This is a genomic window from Streptomyces sp. PH10-H1, assembly GCF_030063355.1.
In the GTDB taxonomy this organism is placed as follows: Bacteria; Actinomycetota; Actinomycetes; order Streptomycetales; family Streptomycetaceae; genus Actinacidiphila.
This window is the reverse complement of record NZ_JASISZ010000037.1, coordinates 61,049-79,374: the sequence shown is the minus strand read 5'-3', so window position 1 is coordinate 79,374 and position 18,326 is coordinate 61,049. Positions and strand designations below refer to the sequence as shown.

At 73.6% G+C, this 18,326-nt stretch carries 11 protein-coding genes; 3 read left to right on the top strand and 8 right to left on the bottom strand.

Features of this window, described 5'->3' with window-relative positions; genetic code table 11:
• The 4 genes from QMK24_RS22340 to QMK24_RS22325 all read right to left on the bottom strand — a co-directional run.
• The coding region (locus tag QMK24_RS22340) for a GDSL-type esterase/lipase family protein (RefSeq protein WP_502989159.1) at positions 1-403 on the bottom strand (403 nt) is incomplete at its 3' end.
• Between the two features lie 157 nt (positions 404-560).
• A complete protein-coding gene (locus tag QMK24_RS22335; RefSeq protein ID WP_283468392.1) occupies positions 561-1,730 on the bottom strand; it encodes a glycosyltransferase in 1,170 nt (389 codons plus the stop codon).
• Positions 1,727-2,848: a glycosyltransferase family 4 protein gene (locus QMK24_RS22330; protein ID WP_283468390.1), complete on the bottom strand. Its 1,122-nt coding sequence runs from the start codon at positions 2,846-2,848 to the stop codon at positions 1,727-1,729. The genes QMK24_RS22335 and QMK24_RS22330 overlap by 4 nt, the downstream gene beginning before the upstream one ends.
• A 149-nt stretch (positions 2,849-2,997) precedes the next feature.
• Complete coding sequence (locus QMK24_RS22325) at positions 2,998-4,425, bottom strand: HEAT repeat domain-containing protein (protein WP_283468389.1); 1,428 nt, start codon at positions 4,423-4,425, stop codon at positions 2,998-3,000.
• A 332-nt stretch (positions 4,426-4,757) separates the two neighbouring features.
• On the opposite strand from QMK24_RS22325, the gene QMK24_RS22320 reads away from it, so the two are divergent.
• Positions 4,758-6,236, top strand: coding sequence for a PP2C family protein-serine/threonine phosphatase (locus QMK24_RS22320; protein ID WP_283468387.1), 1,479 nt, complete (start codon positions 4,758-4,760; stop codon positions 6,234-6,236).
• Between the two features lie 32 nt (positions 6,237-6,268).
• Here the strand turns inward: QMK24_RS22320 and QMK24_RS22315 are convergent, their stop codons facing one another.
• Entirely contained in the window at positions 6,269-7,738 is a 1,470-nt protein-coding gene (locus QMK24_RS22315) for a DNA-binding protein NsdB (protein WP_283468386.1), read from the bottom strand.
• 478 nt (positions 7,739-8,216) lie between these two features.
• Here QMK24_RS22315 and QMK24_RS22310 point away from each other — a divergent pair, with 478 nt between their 5' ends.
• Together QMK24_RS22310 and QMK24_RS22305 are read left to right on the top strand one after the other, a co-directional pair.
• Positions 8,217-9,305 (top strand): aminoglycoside phosphotransferase family protein, encoded by a 1,089-nt coding sequence (locus QMK24_RS22310; protein WP_283468385.1) that lies wholly within the window; start codon positions 8,217-8,219, stop codon positions 9,303-9,305.
• Positions 9,306-9,638: 333 nt separating this feature from the next.
• A complete protein-coding gene (locus QMK24_RS22305; protein ID WP_283468382.1) occupies positions 9,639-11,573 on the top strand; it encodes an N-acetylmuramoyl-L-alanine amidase in 1,935 nt (644 codons plus the stop codon).
• Between the two features lie 76 nt (positions 11,574-11,649).
• Here the strand turns inward: QMK24_RS22305 and QMK24_RS22300 are convergent, their stop codons facing one another.
• The 3 genes from QMK24_RS22300 to QMK24_RS22290 form a co-directional block, all read right to left on the bottom strand.
• Positions 11,650-12,150 (bottom strand): hypothetical protein, encoded by a 501-nt coding sequence (locus tag QMK24_RS22300; RefSeq protein WP_283468381.1) that lies wholly within the window; start codon positions 12,148-12,150, stop codon positions 11,650-11,652.
• Positions 12,151-12,229: 79 nt separating this feature from the next.
• Positions 12,230-15,151, bottom strand: coding sequence for an ATP-binding protein (locus QMK24_RS22295; protein ID WP_283468380.1), 2,922 nt, complete (start codon positions 15,149-15,151; stop codon positions 12,230-12,232).
• Positions 15,152-15,331: 180 nt separating this feature from the next.
• On the bottom strand, positions 15,332-18,253 hold the full coding sequence (locus QMK24_RS22290) for an ATP-binding protein (protein ID WP_283468379.1): 2,922 nt from the start codon (positions 18,251-18,253) through the stop codon (positions 15,332-15,334).
• Positions 18,254-18,326: the final 73 nt, after the last annotated feature.

Genomic DNA, 18,326 nt, shown 5'->3' with positions numbered 1-18,326 from the left:
CCGTGTCGAGGCGGCGCGCGATGACGGCGATGTCGAACGAGCCGCGCAGCGTGTCATTGGCGCCGACCAGGACCGACGCCAGCTGCGGCCGGAACCGCAGCGCGTCGTCGAGCTGCCCTCCCGCCACGTCGGAGGTGAGCGCCCCGCTGCGGGCGCAGTTCAGCAGCTCCACGGCGCGCGGCCCGGCTCCCAGCCCCGGCGCCAGCAGCGCCGCCCAGCCGCGCCACCGGCCGTCGGGGCCCGGGTCGCCGATTCCCTCGGTGAGCGAGTCGCCCAGCACGGCGAACCGGATCGGCTGCGGCGATACGGGAACCGGCACACCGGCGCCGCACCCGGCGGCACCGTCCGGGCGATCGTGCCCGCCGGGCGGCCGCGTGCCCGGCGCCAGGACCGGGGCGGTCACGGGGTGCCGCCCCGGGCGCCCTCGGCGGCGGTGCGGCAGGACGGCGGGAACCGGGCTCCGGCGGCGCCGAGGGGCGGTGGAACGGCCCCTGGCCCGGTTTGGCGGGCGGTCACGAGGTCTCCACTCGCGCCCCGGATGAGCGGCGGACGTCGGCAGGTCATGGCATGGCTCCCGGGATACGGACGAGCGGGGCGGCTTCATGGGCGGCGAGGAAGGCGGAGACGGCGGCGGGCCAGCCGTACTGCTCGGCCTGCTGGCGGGCGGCGGCGCGGCGGGCGGACTCGGGCCGGGAGAGCAGGAGTTGGACGGCGTCGGCGAAGGAGGGACCGTCGGTGGCGACGGCACCGGCCGGGCCGATGAGGCCGGGGAGCGCGGACAGTGCGCTGGCGACGACGGGCGTGCCGCAGGCGAGCGCCTCCAGGGCGGCGAGGCCGAAGGTCTCGGCGGGGCCCGGGGCGAGGACGATGTCGGCGCTGGCCTGGAGGGCGGCCAGCCGTTCGCGGTCGGCCAGGTGACCGAGGAAGGTGGCCGGCAGCCCGGCGGCGCGGGCCTGCGCCTCCAGGCGCCCGCGCAGCGGCCCTTCCCCGGCCACGACAAGTGCCGCGTCGACTCCGCGGCGGCGGAGTTCCGCGAGCGCCTCCAGCGCGCGCCCCGGCCGCTTCTCGGCCGACAGCCGCGAGACCATCACGAGGAGTACCGCGGCGCCGCCCGCGTACCGCGTGTGGAGCGCGGCGCCGTGGCGGCGCGGGTGCCACCGGTCGAGATCGACCCCGAGCGGGGCGCGTACGACATTGCGCGCCCCGAGGCGTTCGAACTCGGCGGCGGCCCAGGGCGTTGTGCACACGATCCGCGAGTAGGCCCGTGCGGTGCGGCGGTTGAGCCGGTCGGACGCGGCCCGGGCGGCGCGGGGCGGCAGCCCCCACGTACGGAGCACCGCGTCGACGCTCTCGTGGGAGACCATGACGGACGGGACCCGGTTCCGGCGGGCCCACTCCCCCGTCCAGCGCAGTGTCGTACGGTCCGAGACCTCCAGCCGGTCGGGTGACAGCGCGTCGAGCAGGGCCTCGACCGGGCGCTGATGAGCGAGGACCCGGTAGCCGCCGGTGCCGGGCACGATGGTGCCGGGGAGGGTGATGACCCGCCCCTGGGTGGTGAGTTCGGCGCGGATCACCGGATATCCGGGGGACGCGGCTCCCGGCATGACGAGGACCGGCTCGTGACCGGCCGCGAGATACCCCTCGCCCAGGTGCTGGAGGGCGGTGCGCAGCCCGCCGGAGACGGGCGTGATGAAGTTCGCGAGCCGGACGATCCGCAGCGGCCGGCTCATGCCGCGACCGCCGCATCGGCGGTGAGCACCTGCGTGTAATGGTCGAGCAGCTGGTCGCCGACGGCCTCCCAGGTGCGCAGGGCGACGTCGGCGCGTCCTGCGGCCCCGTACTGCGCGCGCAGCGCCGGAGCGCGCTGCAGGAGCTGCACGGCGTCGCGCAGCGCGTCGGCGTCACCAGGTGGCACGAGCAGTCCGGTGCGTCCGTGGGCGACGAGGTCGAGCGGGCCGCCGGCGGCGGGGGCGATCACCGGCACCCCGCTGGCCATGGCCTCCTGGACGGTCTGGCAGAACGTCTCGAACGGTCCGGTGTGCGCGAAGACGTCGAGCGAGGCGAAGATCCGGGCCAGCTCGTCGCCGGTCCTGGGGCCGAGGAGGACCGCACCGGGCAGCGCGGCGCGCAGCCCGGGAGCGCTCGGACCGTCGCCGACGACGACCACCCGGACGCCGGGCAGCCCGCAGACCCCGGCGAGCAGGTCGACGTGCTTCTCCGGGGCGAGCCGGCCCACGTATCCGACGAGCAGTTCGCTGCGCGGGGCGAGCCGGCGGCGCAGCTCCGTGTCGCGGTGCCCGGGGTCGAAGCGCACCGAGTCGACCCCGCGCGGCCACAGGTGCACCCGGGGGACGCCCTGCCGCTCCAGTTCCCGCAGGGAGGCGCTGGAGGGCGCGAGGGTGCGGGCGGCGGCCGCGTGCACGGCGCGGATACGCCGCCAGGCGGCGCCCTCCCCCGCGGAGAGGTAGGTGCGGGCGTAACCGGCCAGGTCGGTCTGGTAGACGGCGACCGCCGGGACCCGCAGCCGGGCGGCGGCGGCCATCCCCCGCACTCCGAGGACGAACGGGCTGGCGAGGTGGACGATGTCGGCGCGGTGCGCGGCGATGGCCGCGGCCGTCCGGCGGCCGGGAAGGGCCACCCGCACCTGGGGGTAGCGGGGCAGCGGCAGCGAGGGGACGCGGATGACGGGGCAGGGGTCCTCGCCCGATGGCACCTCGTTCGGCCCGGCCGGCGCGATGACCAGCGGCTCGTGCCCGCGCCTTGCGAGGTGTTCCGCGGTACGGAGCGCGCAGTGCGCCACTCCATTGAGGTCGGGTGGGAAGGATTCGGTGACGATGGCGACACGCATACCAAGGTTGTCGCCATGCCGAGCGTTGACAGGGCCACGTCGATCTTTCCCGCCGTGGAACGCGTGATGACCTTCGTGCGGTTTGCGTCCCGGATCGGGGCAGCCGGTTCGTCCTCAGGCCCGGACGGGCTGAATTCAGCCCGTCCGGGCTACCGGGCCGGTTCTCCTGAGCTCAGCCGGCCGCGGACCGCGGTCTGTACCTCGGCCTCTTCGGCCGGGTCGGCGGCCATCCGGCGCAATTGGGCCAGCACCCGCACGTCACCGGTGGCGGCCTCGTTAGCGGCGAGTTCCCTCGTCGTCTCCTCGCAGTCCCACAGGCACTCCACCGCGAAGCCGGCGGCGAAGCCGGGATCGGTGGCGGCCAGGGACTGGGCGGCGCAGCCGCGCAGCTGGGAGGAGGAGGTCTCGCGGTAGACATGGCGCAGGACGGGAGCGGAGCGGCCGATGGACAGCCGGCCGGCTCCTTCGACGAGGATGGCGAGGCCCTCCGCGTCGGCGCCGTCGCTCTGGACGAGTCTGCGCAAACCGGCCAGGACCCGGCCGGCGTCCTCGTCGCCGCCTCGGCAGGCGAGCATCCGGGCGGCGGACACACCGAGCGCGTCCTCCCGGTCCGACCAGACGCGGGCGCGGTCCATGGCGTCGGTGCCGCGCATGCGCTCGAACGATTCGCGGGCGGCCCGTACGACGAGCTCCACCTGGCTCGCGGAGGCGGCCTCGATGAGGTCGAGTGCCTGGGGATCCTGCCGGTCGGCCAGGTGCCGCAGTGCGGCGGCGCGGGCGGCGGCGGGGCCGTCCTGGGCCGCGGCGATCAGTTCGGGACGGTCCTCGGGGCCGGCGACGGCGGCGAGGCAGCGGGCCGCCGGCTGGTCGCGGTAGACCGCCGGGTACTGGCTGAGGCCTTCGTCGGCCCATGCGAGTACGGCGCGCACGCTCCAGCCGGGGGCGGGGCCCGTCGGGCGCAGCTGGCGTTGCCAGCGGCCGAAGGAGACGTCTTCCAGTGCCTTGCGGACCCGGGCGGCGGTCACGGGGTGCCGGAGGTCCTCGGCCCACAGCTGCCACGGCCTGGGTTCGTACGCCTCGCGTACGGCGGCGGCCAGCTCGGCGTCGCCCTCGGCGGTCTCCGGGAAACGGGCGAGCAGGGCGGGGCCGAGGCCGCGCAGTCCCTCCTCGTCGTCGCGGACGGCCAGCTCGTCCAGGGCCCACTCCCAGTTGCCGCCCGTGGCGGCGTAGCGCCGCAGCAGGCGCAGGGCGTCGCCGCGTCCGTAGCCGGCCAGGTGGCCGAGGACGGACAGCGCGAGGCCGCAGCGGTGCTCGTCGGGGGTCAGGAGGTCGTCCGGATGGAAGAGGTGCTGTTCGATCCCGTCGAGCCCGGCTTCCAGCTCGGAATACAGGCGCGCGTAATAGAGGGAGCGTGATTCCACCCGCCAGTCGAGGCGCGGGTCACGCAGGATGCACTGCTCCAGAGCGGCGAGGGCATCTGCCCGCTGCGCCGCCAGGGCATGCAGGGTCCCGTCTCCGCGTCCTCGCTGGAGGAGGCCGAGAAGGGTTCCACTGGGCGCTATGTCTGGGTCGAACATGAGGTCAGCATCCGGTGCGGGGGGTTCCAAGGCAACGGGATTTCCGCTGCGGGGTGCCTGGCATCCTTACCGGCCACCGGGCGTTTCATGCCTGGCGGAGGGGCGGGGACGTGTGGGGCCCGGGCGGGCCGCAGCCTACCGAGGTTTCCCGGCCCGTGTCGCTCCGGGCCCTCGGACCCCCCGGAAGGCTCACGGCATATGCCAGAAGCACCACCGGATCGGGTATTGCCGAAACACTTACGGCCCCTCACGCCGTGTGCCACAGTCATTACCGACCCTTCCGTCCACCTTGGCCCTCAGCGCCGGTATCGGAGTCACGTTCGGAGAGCGTCATGCCGTCCCATCTGCACGCGGATCACTCCGCCGCACAGTCGACCGACCCCGGTGCGGTGGACGCGCTCATTTCCCAGGCCCGCCGGCTGCGCAGCGAGGTCGACGCGGTACGCCGCGACGCCGCCGTCCCGGACGGCGAGGACCCCCAGGTCCGCTGGCAGCGTGCGCTCTGTGATCTCGCGGTGCACCAGCTGGACGATCTGGGCGAGCATCTGGGGCAGCTGCGGGAAGGCTTAGCGGACGATGGTTCCGCCTCCGGGCCGTTCCTCCCGGGTGGTGCCCCCACCGCCGCTCTCCCACCCGCCGCCATGCCGGACCGCGTCTCCGCCCATGCCCCCAGCCGGGCCGGCAGCGCCGAATGGGATCTGCTGACGGACGAGGCGGAATGGTCCGACGAGCTGTACCGCATCTTCGGCCGCGACCCGGACGACGGACCGCTGACGCTGGACGAGCTTCCCTCCTGGCTCCTCGAGGAGGACCAGCAGACCCTGACCTCGATGGTGACCGGATGCCTGGTCGACGGCAGGCCCATCGACGGCGAATTCCGCATCGTGCTCGCGGACGGCTCCACCCGAACGCTGCACATGGTGGGCGAGCCCGTGCTCGACGCTGACGGCGGCACCGCGTCCATGTGGGCCGTACTGCGGGACGTCAGCGAACTGCGCCTCAGCCAGCTGACGCTGAGAGAGACCCGTGACTCTCTCCAGCGACAGCGGCAGATCGCGCGGACGGAGCACCGGCTGGCTGTTGAACTGCAGGAAGCCGTGCTCCCGCCGTGGCGCGGCTCCCTGCGGTTCCCGCAGGGCGGCGGCCCCACCACCGTGGACCTGGCCGCCCACTACCTCCCCTCCGGTACCAGCGCCCTGATCGGCGGCGACTGGTACGACGCACTGCAGCTTCCCGACGGCGCCACGCTGCTGACCGTCGGCGATCTCACCGGACACGGCGTGAGTGCCGCCTCCGGCATGGCGATGATGCTCGGCGCGCTGCGCGGCATGGCGATCGCCGGACTGGAACCCGGGCCGTTGCTGGGCAGGCTGAACCAGCTGCTGGACACCGCGGCCCAGCCCACCCTCGGCAGCGCGCTGTGCTGCCGCTACGACCCCGCCGGCCGCACCCTGGCCTGGGCCCAGGCCGGCCACCCCGCCCCGCTGCTGTTCCGCGGCGGGGCCGGGCGCGTCCTGGATCCCCCCGAGGGCGTGCTCCTCGGAGCGACCTCCGATGCGCGGTACACCCAGGCCACGGAGTCCCTCGTCTCCGGCGACCTGCTGGTACTGCACACCGACGGACTGGTGCCGCGCCGCACCGCGTTCCCGGCCGCGACGGAACCGGCCGACGGCGCACGGCGGTTGCTCGCGATGGCCCCGCTGTTCACCCGGGCCCGTACCGCACAGGACTGCGTACGGCTGGTCGTCGAGGAGTTCGGCGCCCCCGAGCGCGAGGACGATGCCTGCGTGCTCATCGCGAGGATCGGTTAGCCGACGATCGGTCGGTCAGGAGCGACTGACGTTCACACCTGCGTGCTCCTGTTCCTCGGAACCGGCGGCAGCGCGGACTCGATCTCCGACCGCAGCTCCTGGATCGTCGTGTAGTCCGCGTACCGCCCGGTGAGCCGGTACATCGCCCGCAGCCGGTCCCAGGTGCGGTGGGAGGACGTACTGCCGATGGTCAGCAGTGCCATCCGAGCGTAACGGTCCGCCTGTTCGGGGTCGTTGGCGATGAAGCAGGCCGACGCCAGCGAGATGTAATCGAAGATCTTCGACCGGTCCCGGCCCGACACCCGGAGCTCCAGTGCGTGCTTGGCGTGCATCTGCGCCTGGGCCGCGGCGGACGGGTCGTGCTCGGCCAGCGTGCGGTACGCCAGCGCCTGCATGCCGTGCAGGTCCGCCTCGTCGAACATCTGCATCCAACTCGGCGGCGGCACATCGCCCCTGTCCGAGACGAACAGCTCCTCGGCCTCCCCCAGCGTCCGCCGCATCGCCTGGCCGCGCCCCATGGACGCCTGTGCCCACGCCTCGATGGTGTGCAGCATGGCGCGGGTACGGGGCAGGGCCTGCTCGCCGGAGCCCGACTTCGCCAGCTTCATCAGGTCGAGCGCGTCGTCCGGTCTGCCGATGTGGACCATCTGCCGGGCCGCGCGGGACAGCGCCTCGCCGGCCCGCGGCCGGTCCCCTCCCTCCCGCGCCGCGTGCGCGGCGATCACGAAGTACTTCTGCGCCGTGGGCTCCAGGCCCACGTCATGGGACATCCATCCGGCGAGCACCGCCAGGTTGGCGGCGACGCCCCACAACCTGCGCTGCAGATGGTCCTGGTGGTGGTAGGCGAGCATGCCGCCCACCTCGTTGAGCTGGCCGACCACAGCCTTGCGCTGCAGCCCGCCGCCGCGGGCCGCGTCCCAGGCGCGGAACACCTCGACCGAGCGCTCGAGAGCCTCGATCTCCTGGGAGCCGACCGGAGCCGCTTCGTACCGGTCGTACGCGGCGGGGTCGGCATGGAGTGGATTGTCGATGACCGGTGCATCGGCCACCAGGGCCGGGTCGGTGTGCAACCAGTCGTACATGGCGCTGCTGAGTGCGGAGCCAGCGGTGAGCGCGGCGCCCGCGCCCACCAGACCGCGTCGGTTGAGCATGAGGTCCATTCCCGTGAATTCGGTGAGGACCGCGGCTGTTCGCTCCGGTGGCCACGGCAAGCCGTCTCCGGCCTGCTTCTTCCCCGCGTGCCGGTGCCGGTCGAACCCGAGATCCTCGATGGTCACGACACGGCCGAGCCGCTCGGTGAACAGAGCGGCCAGCACCTTCGGCACGGGTTCGCGCGGCGACTCGCCGGTCTCGATCCAGCGGCGCACCCGCGAGGTGTCGGTCGCCAGTTGCGGATGGCCCATGGCCGCCGCCTGCCGGTTGACCAACCGTGCGAGTTCGCCCTTGGACCAGCCGGTAAGGCTGAACAGGTCCGCAAGTCGGGTGTTGGCTTCTTTGATCACTTCAAGCCCCCAGGTTCCTCGGCACGGTTGACGTTAATCGCCTGACAAAGGCCCCGCGAGTATTCGCCAGGGTTCGCCAGGGTCCGCCAGATGGTCTGCCACCCGCGCCAGGGTGTGATGTAGGAACGCGCCACCCCGGCCCGGCACCAGCCGGCTCCCGGACAGTCGTTCGAGCCCTCGTGAGCAGCCCTTATGAGGGGGACGACCGCCCCCGGGAGGGGCGTACGGCGCGTGGACGAAACCGGACCACCGGTTTGGACCCGCATTCCCCAGGGTGCGGGTCAGGACGCCGGCACCGGATCCGTACCGTCCACGCGCCGGCCCTGCCACCGACCGCTGTCCACAGCACCTCGAACGACGCAGCACCCGCGCTGCCGCATCACTGCAGCAACGCAGCACCGCAGCACCGCACCGCGTCACGCAGCACCGCATCACCGTCCTGAGCTCGCAGGCACACGAAGGGATCTGTTTCCCCCTCATGTATTCAGCATCGTCCTCCGTGTCCGCTCCGCCCCGGTTGTCGCACCCCGCTGGTACGGACTCCTCCATGCGCTCCCGTCCGTCGCTCTCCGCCGTCCGGCGGGGCGTCCCGACGGGCACCTCCCATCCGCTCAGCGGGAGACTCGACTTGACCGGCCCCCAGGGCGCCCAGCTGCGGACGGCCATCGCCGCGGTACAGCGGATATGCCCCGAGTTCAACCCTGTTCAGATGCTGCGCCGCAGCGGGCGCACGGCACTGCTCATCGGCACGTCGGGGCGCAGCCCCGCGGTCGCCAAGTGTCTGCTGGACCAGTCCCCAGCGTGGGTCGAACGGTTCCAGCACGAGATAGCGGCGTACCGGGCGTTCGTCCGCCACCGGCCACCGGCCCGGGTGCCGCGGCTGATCGCCGCCGATCCGGAGAGCTGTGTGCTGGTGCTGGAGCGAATGCCGGGACGGGTCGTGTCGGTGCAGCGCCATCCGGCCGAGACCCCGCCCCGGTCCGATGTCCGGGCGGCCATCGGCGCGTTCAGCAGGGTCAACCTGTGGCGGCCGCCGGCCGGTGTGTTCGACGCGCCGATCGACTACCCGGCGCGCATCTCGCGCTATCACGAACTGGGCCTGCTCACCGACCGGGACATGGGGGACCTGCAGAAGCTGCTGCACGGACTGGCGCATGTACAGGGGCAGTTCTGCCACGGCGACGCCTTACTGTCCAATGTGCTGCTGTCCCCGGCCGGCCCGGTGCTGGTCGACTGGGAGCACGCCGGCTGGTATCTGCCGGGGTACGACCTCGCCGTGCTGTGGTCGGTACTCGGCGACGACCCGGTGGCCCGCCGCCAGATCAGCCAGCTGGCCCAGACCCAGGGTCCCGCCTGCCGGGACGCCTTCCTGGTCAATCTGATGCTCGTGCTGACCCGTGAGATCCGTACCTACGAGACCGCCGTGCAGCGGACCATGCGCGGCGCCACTCCGCCCGCGCAGACCGTGGCCGGGGCGGGCGAGGAGCAGCGGCTGCTGCTCCGCCGGCTGCACGACGACTGCGGTCTGGCCCGGCGGGCCGTGCGCGCCGCGGTCGGCACCCGCTGACGTCCACGCGAACGCGAACGCGAACGCAGCCGCGGCTTCGGCGCCCCGGCCCCACACCGAAATCCAAGGGGATTTCGCCGACCGCCCGAGCCCACATCATCGGTCCAGACCACTGACGCCTGGCAGGCCAGCACGCCCGTGCCGGGAAAACTCCCGGCACGGGCGTTTGACGTGCGTAAACAGTGTCCGTTTGGGGCCGTTAGGGGGCTGTTGACGGATCGTCCGGAAGCCGATAACTCTGTGGAGCCGCTCGCCCAGCACCGCTTCAAGGAGATCGCATTGCGAGAATTCGCCGCTCGATCAGCGAGACCCCGACGGAGAGCGCTGCGGACGGTGACCGCGGCGGCCGCCGCCGCGGCGCTGCTGCCCGTGCTCTCTTCGGCGCCGTCCGCGAACGCCGCCGATCAGCCCGCCACCTCGTCGCTGCAGCAGGCGTTCAGCGACGCGGCCCAGCACTACCAGGTGCCGGCGAGCGTGCTGCTGAGCGTGTCGTACATGGAATCGCGCTGGGACACCCATCAGGGGCTGCCGAGCGTCACCGCCGGCTACGGGCCGATGCATCTCACCGACGCCCGTACGGCGCTCACCGACTTCCCGCAGAAGGGCGACGGCGGTGACGACGCGCGCGGCGACGACCCCCGGCCGCTCACCGGCGGCGCGCAGGTGCCCGCTCCCGATCTGTCGCAGCTGCCGGCCACGCTCACCACGCTGGACCGTGCCGCGGGGCTGACCGGGCTGCCGGCCCAGGACCTGCGGACGGACCCGGCGGCCAACGTCGCGGGGGGCGCTGCGCTGATCGCCGACGCCCAGAAGTCCCTCGGCCGGCCGCTGACCGCCGACCCCGCCGACTGGTACGGCGCCGTCGCGCGCTTCTCAGGCGCCGACGACTCGGCCACGGCCACCGCCTTCGCGGACGATGTCTACGACGTGCTGCGGCAGGGCGAGTCCCGCACCACCGACTCCGGGCAGAGCGTCGCCCTGGCCGCCGCCCCCGGGATCGCCCCCGACACCGCCCAGGCGGCCGGGCTGGGCCTCAAGCACGCCAACGACGCCGGAACGGAGTGCCCGCGCGGCGTGGGCTGCGAGTGGCTGCCCGCGCCCTACCAGGAGACCGCTCCCGGGAACTACGGCAACCACGATCTCGCCGACCGGCCCAACGACCAGAAGATCGACTACATCGTCATCCACGACACCGAGGGCACCTGGGACACCGCGCTGAAGCTGGTGCGGACTCCGACGTACCTGGCCTGGCACTACACGATCCGCTCCGCGGACGGGCACATCGACCAGCACCTGAAGACCAAGGACGTCGGCTGGCACGCGGGCAACTGGTCCATCAACGCCAAGTCGGTCGGCATCGAGCACGAGGGCTTCCTCATCGACCCGGGCACCTGGTACACGGAGTCGATGTACCGGACGTCCGCGCGGCTGGTGGCCTACCTGGCGAGGAAGTACGGCATCCCGCTGGACCGCCAGCACATCCTGGGCCACGACAACGTGCCGGGACCCACCGGCGCGTACATCGGCGGGATGCACACCGACCCGGGGCCGTACTGGGACTGGGCGCACTACTTCCAGCTGATGGGCGCTCCGCTGCACGCCACGGCGGGTCCCGGCGGCGGCCTGGTCACCATCCGCCCGGACTACGACGAGAACCAGCCGCTGTACACCGGCTGTGTCAAGGCGGGCGACACCTGCCCGGCACGCGGCTCGGAGGCGGTGCGGCTGTACACGGCGCCGAGCGAGGACGCTCCGCTGGTCAAGGACATCGGCCTGCACAAGACGGGTGACTCCACCACTGGCGTCAACGATGTCGGGGCGCGCGCCTCCACCGGCCAGCAGTACGCCGTCGCCGAGCGCCAGGGCGACTGGACGGCCGTGTGGTATCTCGGCCAGAAGGGCTGGTTCCACAACCCCCGGTCGCAGCCCACGGCGGTCAACGCCTGGGGCTTCACCGTCTCCCCGAAGCCGGGCCTGACCGACATCCCGGTGTACGGGCGCGCCTATCCCGAGGCGTCGGCGTACCCCGCGGGCGTGCCCGTGCAGGCGATCGTGCCGATGCCGTACAAGCTCCTGGCGGGCCAGGAGTACGTGATCGGCAACCGGGTCCACGGCGAGTACTTCTACTCGACGACCTTCGACACCACCGGGCACCGGGTGGTGCGCGGCAATCAGGTCTACTACGAGATCCAGTTCGGCCACCGGGTGGAGTACGTCAAGGCGGAGGACGTCACCGTCCTGCCGTCGCAGGTGGGCGCTCCGCGCTGACGATCTGCCCCGGCACATGTCAGGGGCGCCGCCGGATCCCGGCGGCGCCCCTGCGCACGAGCGTGGCGGGCGGTGGTCAGCCCTGCTGGAACATCTCCGCGGGCAGCGGCTTCAGCAGCTGGTACAGGTCGTCGGTGATGGGGCGGTCCCAGGTGGCGATGGTGACCTGGACGCCGTCACTGCGGTCGAACTGGGCGCAGGCGATGCGCCCTTCGGTGAGCTTGATGCGCCGCACGATGAGCAGGCCGTCGCCGTGCATCGCCGGGGTGTCCTCGCTGCTCACCACTTCGACCGGCTCCTCGTTGCCGAGGGCCACCATTAGCTGTGCCACCTCGAAGGGCACCTGGCCGTCCTCCAGCTCGCGCGCCGGGGAGCCCTCGGGGAGGTTGCCGATCAGCATGGCGGGGCCGCGCCCGCCGAAGAGGTCGTAGCGCAGGAAGATGCCCTGACAGCTGCCGTCCGGACCGGGCAGCAGCCCGGCGCCGAGAATGCCCGGCCAGTCCCCCGGGTCCATGGCCAGGACATCGAAGTCCGGCCCGGTGGGCGTGGCTGCGGTGCGGCGGCGGAGGAACGACATACGGCCATCGTACGTGGCCCGGGACCCCCCGCGCGGCGCCGGGCAGCCGCGACCGCCGGACCCCTGTCGTACCCCGCCGTCATTCCTTCCCGGCCCCCGTCGCGGGGTGCCCCACGGGCGGGTCCGCGGGGTAAGCCTGCGCCAGGCCGTCGCGGTCGGTGCCGAGCTTGCGGTAAACGGCGGAGAGCAGCCGGCCGACCGTGGTGCCGTCGGTGGACAGCGCCGCCGCGATCACGGCCGGTGCCTCGCCGCCGGCCGCGCGGGCGGCCGCCGCCCGTTCCCGCTCGGTCAGGGCGTCGGTCCCGGTGGCCTGTAAGCGCAGCGGCCGCAGCCCCACCGCGATGAGTTCGCCGCGGGCGCGCTCGGCCAGCCCGTCGGCCCCGCACTGCAGGGCACTCTCCAGGCCCCGGTAGAGCTGCTCGGCGGCCTCCGCCGGGTGGCCGGCCCTCCGCAGCGCCGTCCCGTGGGCGACCAGCGCACAGGCCAGCTGGTGGCCGGCCGGGGAGCGTTCCAGCCAGTCGACGGACTCCTCCAGGAGCTTCATCCGCTCCGCTCCCCCGGACACCTCCGCGGCAATCCGCAGGGTGTGCCCGATGGTGGAGGCGGCCCCGAACTGCCGGGCGCGGGCGACGGCCTCCAGGGCGGTGGCACGGGCCCGCACCGGGTCGTCGGCCGCCTCGGCGAGCGCCAGGTGCGGCTGCCAGGGGCACCAGGCGGGGTTGCGCATGCCGCGCGGGTTGAGGCGGCGGCCCACAGCGGCCAGTTCCGCGGCGGCCTCCCCGGCCATGCCGCGGGCGAGCAGCAGCTCGCCGTACACGCCCTGGGCGTCGGGGAAGGTGACGGCGGCGGGGAACGGGGCGTGGAAGCCGTAGTCGGCGGCCAGTTCCGTGGCCTCCCCGACACGGCCGCGGGCGAGCAGCACCTCGATGAGGACCGCGACGGCGTACCACTGGACGGGGGTGCCGCGTCCGACGCGCTCGGCGAGCCGCAGTCCGGCACGGGCGAAGTCCTCGGCCTCGGCGAGCCGGCCGCGCCGGAAGCGGACGTAGCCGAGCAGCAGATAGCCGAACGACAGATGGGCGCCGCGCCAGCCCTGGCGCTCGAACTCGGCGATCCCGTCGGCGAACAGCTCCTCCGCCCGGCCGGGCCGGTCCGCGTACATATGGACGAGGGCGACCAGTACGGGGACCTCGAAGCCCCAGTTCTCGTCGGCCCAGCGCAGCTCGCCGTTGAGTGCCCGGCCCGCGTGGCGCAGTGCGGTGCCGGACGGCTCACCGCGCAGTACGGCGTCCCAGGCGCGGAGCCCGATGATGTAGCGCTCGGTGAGGTCGCGGCCGGTCAGCCGGTCGGCGAGCCTGCTCAGCCGGCGGGAGCGGGCGGGCGAGTCCGGCTCGTCGGCCCGGAAGGCGTCCCACATGAACTGCTCGGCCTGCATCCGCAGCCGGGCGCGGGGGTCGGTGGCGGTGCGGGCCGCCTGGCCGACGGTGTCGGCGGCCTCGTCGAGCCGGTCGCTGTGGGCGAGGGCCTGGGAGAGCCGGAAGAGGATCCCCTCCCGCAGAGCGGGGTCGACGGCCGGCTCCCGCAGCGCGGCCCGCAGATGGTTGACAGTGGTGGCGGGTTCGAGCAGCGTGCAGGAGCAGCCGAGTTCGTACAGGACGGCGGCGCGCTCGCCGGGCGGCGGTGGTTCGCGCAGGGCCCGGGCGAGGTAGCTGCGGGCGGCCTCGGGAGCGCCCGCGCGCAGCGTCTCACGGGCGGCGGCGCGCAGCCGGCCGACGACCCAGGGATCGCCCTCGGGGTGAGTCTCCAGCAGGTGGCGGGCGGCCGCCGACGAGCCGAGTCCCGCGTCGACCACCGACCAGGCCGCCTGGCCGTGCAGCGCGACCCGCACCGCGTCGGGGATTGCCCGGTAGACAGCGGTGGCGATCAGCGGGTGGACGAACTCGAGGGTCTCGCCGCCGGTGAGGACGCGGGCGCTGCGCAGCCGGTCCGCGGCCTCGGCGGCCTCCGGCTCGCCCAGTCCCGCGACGCTCGCGGCCATCGCCGGTGAGATCTCGGTCCCCAGGACGGCGGCGGCCCAGGCGAAACGGACGGTGGAGGCGCCGAGCCGTTCCAGCCGGGTGGTCAGTCCGCTGCCCTTCACAGCGGCCGCCAGGTCGCGCAGCAGGGGCGCGCCGGCCTCGTCCGGCCGCAGGCCCCGGTCGCGGACCTTGGCGGCCAGTTCGACCGCCTCGAAGGGGTTGCCCGCCGTGACAGCCCAGCACTCGCGGCAGAAGGCGTCGTCGGCGTGCTCGCCGACCGCCGCGCGCACCAGGCGTCCTATCGCGGTGGCGGTGAGCGGCTCCAGGTCCAGGGGCCGGCGACCTGCGCCGCCGGGCAGCCCGCGGAACGCCTCCGCGTGGCCGGGCAGTTCCTCGGGCCGGTAGGCGACCGCGATCAGCATGGCCAGTTCCCCGGCCCGGGGCGCGAACGCGGCGAGCCAGCCCAGGGATTCGGGGTCGGCCCAGTGGGCGTCGTCGAGCACGAGGACCACCGGGGCGCGCCGCTGGGCGAGATGGGTGACCACCCAGTCCAGGCCGTCGCGCAGACCCTGCGGGTCGGGGGGCGCGCCGTCGCCTCCGGCGCACAGGCCCAGTGCCGGGCCGACGATTCCGTACCAGCCGCCGAGCGAGGCGCGCAGTTCGGCCTCGCCGGATCCCGCGAGCTGTGGCTGCAGGAGCTGCCGGGCGACGTGGAAGGCCACCCGCTGCTCCTGGTCGCCGCCACGGGCGGACAGCACGGTGCAGCCCTTGTCGGCCGCGCGCCGGCGCACTTCGGCCAGCAGCGTGGTCTTGCCGAGCCCGGCGGTGCCGGAGAAGGCCAGCAGACCGCCGCGAGGCCGGTCACGGTGCTCGGCCCCGTCCGCGCGTACCGCGGTGAGCTGCGCCAACGCCGCCTCGACAGCGGTGATTTCGGCCTCTCGTTCGAGCAGCCGGCGCCCTGTACGGGCCCTGCCCTCCGGCATCGCCTACCCCCTGGTACCACGGCGTACGCCGGGCGCCCGGATGCGCTCGGCGGACGCGCGTCCGATGCCACCTCAGCGTACGCCCGTCGGTACGGTCCGTACTCTGTCGCGACGACTTCTCACAGCGTTCGAGGAGCGTTCGAGGAGCCTTCGGGGGACGCTACGCGCTCCGGATCCCTCTCATCGCCCGAGCCCGGAGTGCTGGACGTCGCCGTCCGGCGTCTGTCCGAGCGCCTTGGGCAGCCCGGCGTGATCGGTGCCGACCTTGCGGTAGACGGCGGACAGCATCTGCGTCACCGCACGTTCCCCGGTGCCCAGATCCTCGGCGATCCTGGCGGTGGTCTGGCCGCCCGCGATCCGTTCGGCCACGGCCCGCTCCTGGCCGGTGAGCGTGTCGGTGCCGGTGTGGCGCAGCTGCAGGGGACGCATCCCGGCCGCCGCGAGCTCATCGCGGGCCCGGCTGGCGAGCGCTTCCGCGTTGCAGCGCAGCGCGCCCTCCAGACCGGCATGGAGCCGGTCGGCGGCATCCTGCGGCAGTCCGGCACGGCGCAGCGCGGCTCCGTACGCGACCTGCGCGCGGGCCAGTTCGTAGGCCGAGGGCGAGCGTTCGAGGTGGCCGACCGCTTCGGCCAGCAGTCGCAGGCCTTCGGGACCTCCGGACACCTCCGCGGCCGCGTGCAGCGCCTGGCCCATCGCCGACGCGGTGCCGAACTGGCGGGCCCGCTGGACCACCTCACGGATGGTGTCGGCGCCCCGTTCGGGTTCGACGAGGGCCACCGCCTGGGCGAGATGAAGCTGCCACGGGCACCACGCCGGGTTGCGCATACCGCGCGCCTCCAGACGCCGGCCGACCGCCGTGAGATGGCGTTCGGCATCGCCGCGCATGTCCTGGGCCAGCAGGAGTTCGCTGAAGACCGTCTGGGAGTCGGGGTAGACGACGGCGTTGGGGATCACCTCGCCGTAGTGGTAAGTGTCGGCGAGCTCCTGCGCCTCGTGGGTACGGCCGCGGGCGAGCAGGATCTCGATGAGGATGCCGATCGCGAACCACTGCGCGGGCACTCCGGATCCCACCCGGTCGGCGATGCCCAGTCCGGCGTGCACGAGATCCTCGGCCTCGGCGAGCCGGCCGCGCCGGTAGCGGATGTAGCCGAGGAGGGTGAAGCCGAACGACAGGTGCGCGCCGCGCCAGCCCTTGCCCTCCAGCTCCGCGATGCCCTTGGTGAACAACTCCTCGGCGCGGCCCGGCTGGTCGCAGTACATGAAGGTGAGAGCGACCAGGACCGGGACCTCGAAGCCCCAGTTCTCGTCGGTCCAGCTGAGGCCGTCGCCGAGGGCCTCCTCGGCGAAATGGATCGCGGTGGCGGCCGGTTCCCCGCGCACCATCGCGTCCCAGGCGCGCAGGCCCAGGATGTATCGCTCGCCCAGTCCGCGGCCGGTGAGGTGGTCCGCCAGCCGGGCCAGCCGCCGGGAGCGGGCGGGCGAGTCCTGTTCGTCGGCCCGGAAGGCGTTCCACATGAACTGCTCGGCCTGCATGCGCAGCTTGGTGCGGGCGTTGGTGGCCCGGTGGGCCTCCGCCTCGACGATGCGGGCGGCCTCGCCCATCCGGTCGGTGTGCCCGAGGGCCTGCGCGAGCCGGTAGGTGATGGCCTCGCGCAGATCCGGGTCGAGGTCGGGTTCCTCCAGAGCGGCCCGCAGGTGGTTGACGGTGTTCGCTGGTTCGTTGAGGAGCGAGGAGCAGCCGAGCTCGAAGAGCACGGCCGCGCGCTCGCCGTAGGACGGGGGTTCGCGCAGGGCGCGGGCCAGGCAGCGCTGGGCCGCGTCGGGCGCTCCGGCCCGCAGATACTCGCGGGCGGCGTCGCGCAGTTGCTGCACCACCCACCGGTCGCCCTCAGGGTGCAGCTCCAGCAGGTGCCGGGCGGCGTTGGCGGCGCCCAGTCCCGCCTCCATGACGGCGGACGCGGCCTCGCCGTGCATCCCGACGCGCAGCGCGCTGGGGATCGCCCGATAGACGGCGGTGGCGATCAGCGGGTGGACGAACTCCAGGGTGGTGCCGTCGGAGGCGCCGACCGTGAGGATGCGCGCGGCCCGCAGCCGTTCGAAGGCGTCGGCGGCCTCCTCGCGGCCGAGCGCGGCGACGCCCGCGGCCAGCGGCGGTGCGATCGAGGTGCCGAGTACGGCGGCGGCCCAGGCGAAACGGACCGCGGACGGGCCCAGCCGCTCGATGCGCTCGATCAGACCGCTGCCCTTGACGGCGGAGGCCAGTTCGCGCAGTTCGGGGATGTCCTCGCGCTGGCCCTTGAGTTCGCGGTCACAGATCTTGGCGGTGAGTTCGACGACCTCGAACGGGTTGCCGCCGGTGACCGCCCACGCCTCACGGCAGAACGCCTCATCGGCGCTCTCGCCCACCGCGTCACGCACGATGCGCCGGACCGCGCCGGTGGTGAGCGGCACCAGGTCGAACGGGCGCGAGCCGTGCCTTCCGGCCAGTCTGCGGAACGCCACGGCGTCGGCGGGCAGTTCGTCGGGTCGGTAGGCGACGACCACCAGCATCGGCAGCTCCTCGGCCCGCGGGGCGAAGGCCGTCAGCCACGCCAGGGACTCGGAGTCGGCCCAGTGCGCGTCGTCGAGGACCAGGACGACGGGCGCCTGCTGGACCGCGAAGCGCGTCACCACCCAGTCCAGGCCGTCCCGTACACCGGTGGGGTCGGGGGCGCCGCCGCCCTGCGCCGCGACCAGCCCGACCGCCGGGGCGACGATGTCGTACCAGCTGCCCAGTATCCGGCGGTGCTCCTCCTCGGAGGACGCCGCGAGAGCGGGCTGGACGAGCTGGCGGACCACATGGAACGCCATGCTCTGCTCCTGCTCGCCACCGCGGGCGGACAGTACGGTGCAGCCGCGCGCGGCCGCCCGCCTCCGCACCTCGGCGAGCAGCGCGGTCTTACCGAGTCCTGCCGGACCGGCGTAGGCGAGCAGGCCGCCGTGCCTCGTCCCGGACCGCGTCCCGCAGAGGTCGTCCAAAGCACCGTCGAGCGCGACGAGTTCGGACTCCCGTTCGAGAACCGAGCGATGTACTCGTCCCAATTGTTCCACCGCGTCTGGCATGTCTGAATCCCGTTCTCGTGCCTGTTCGGCAGGTAGCGCTGAGCGTACGCCCGCAGGGACGCTCTGTAGTGCC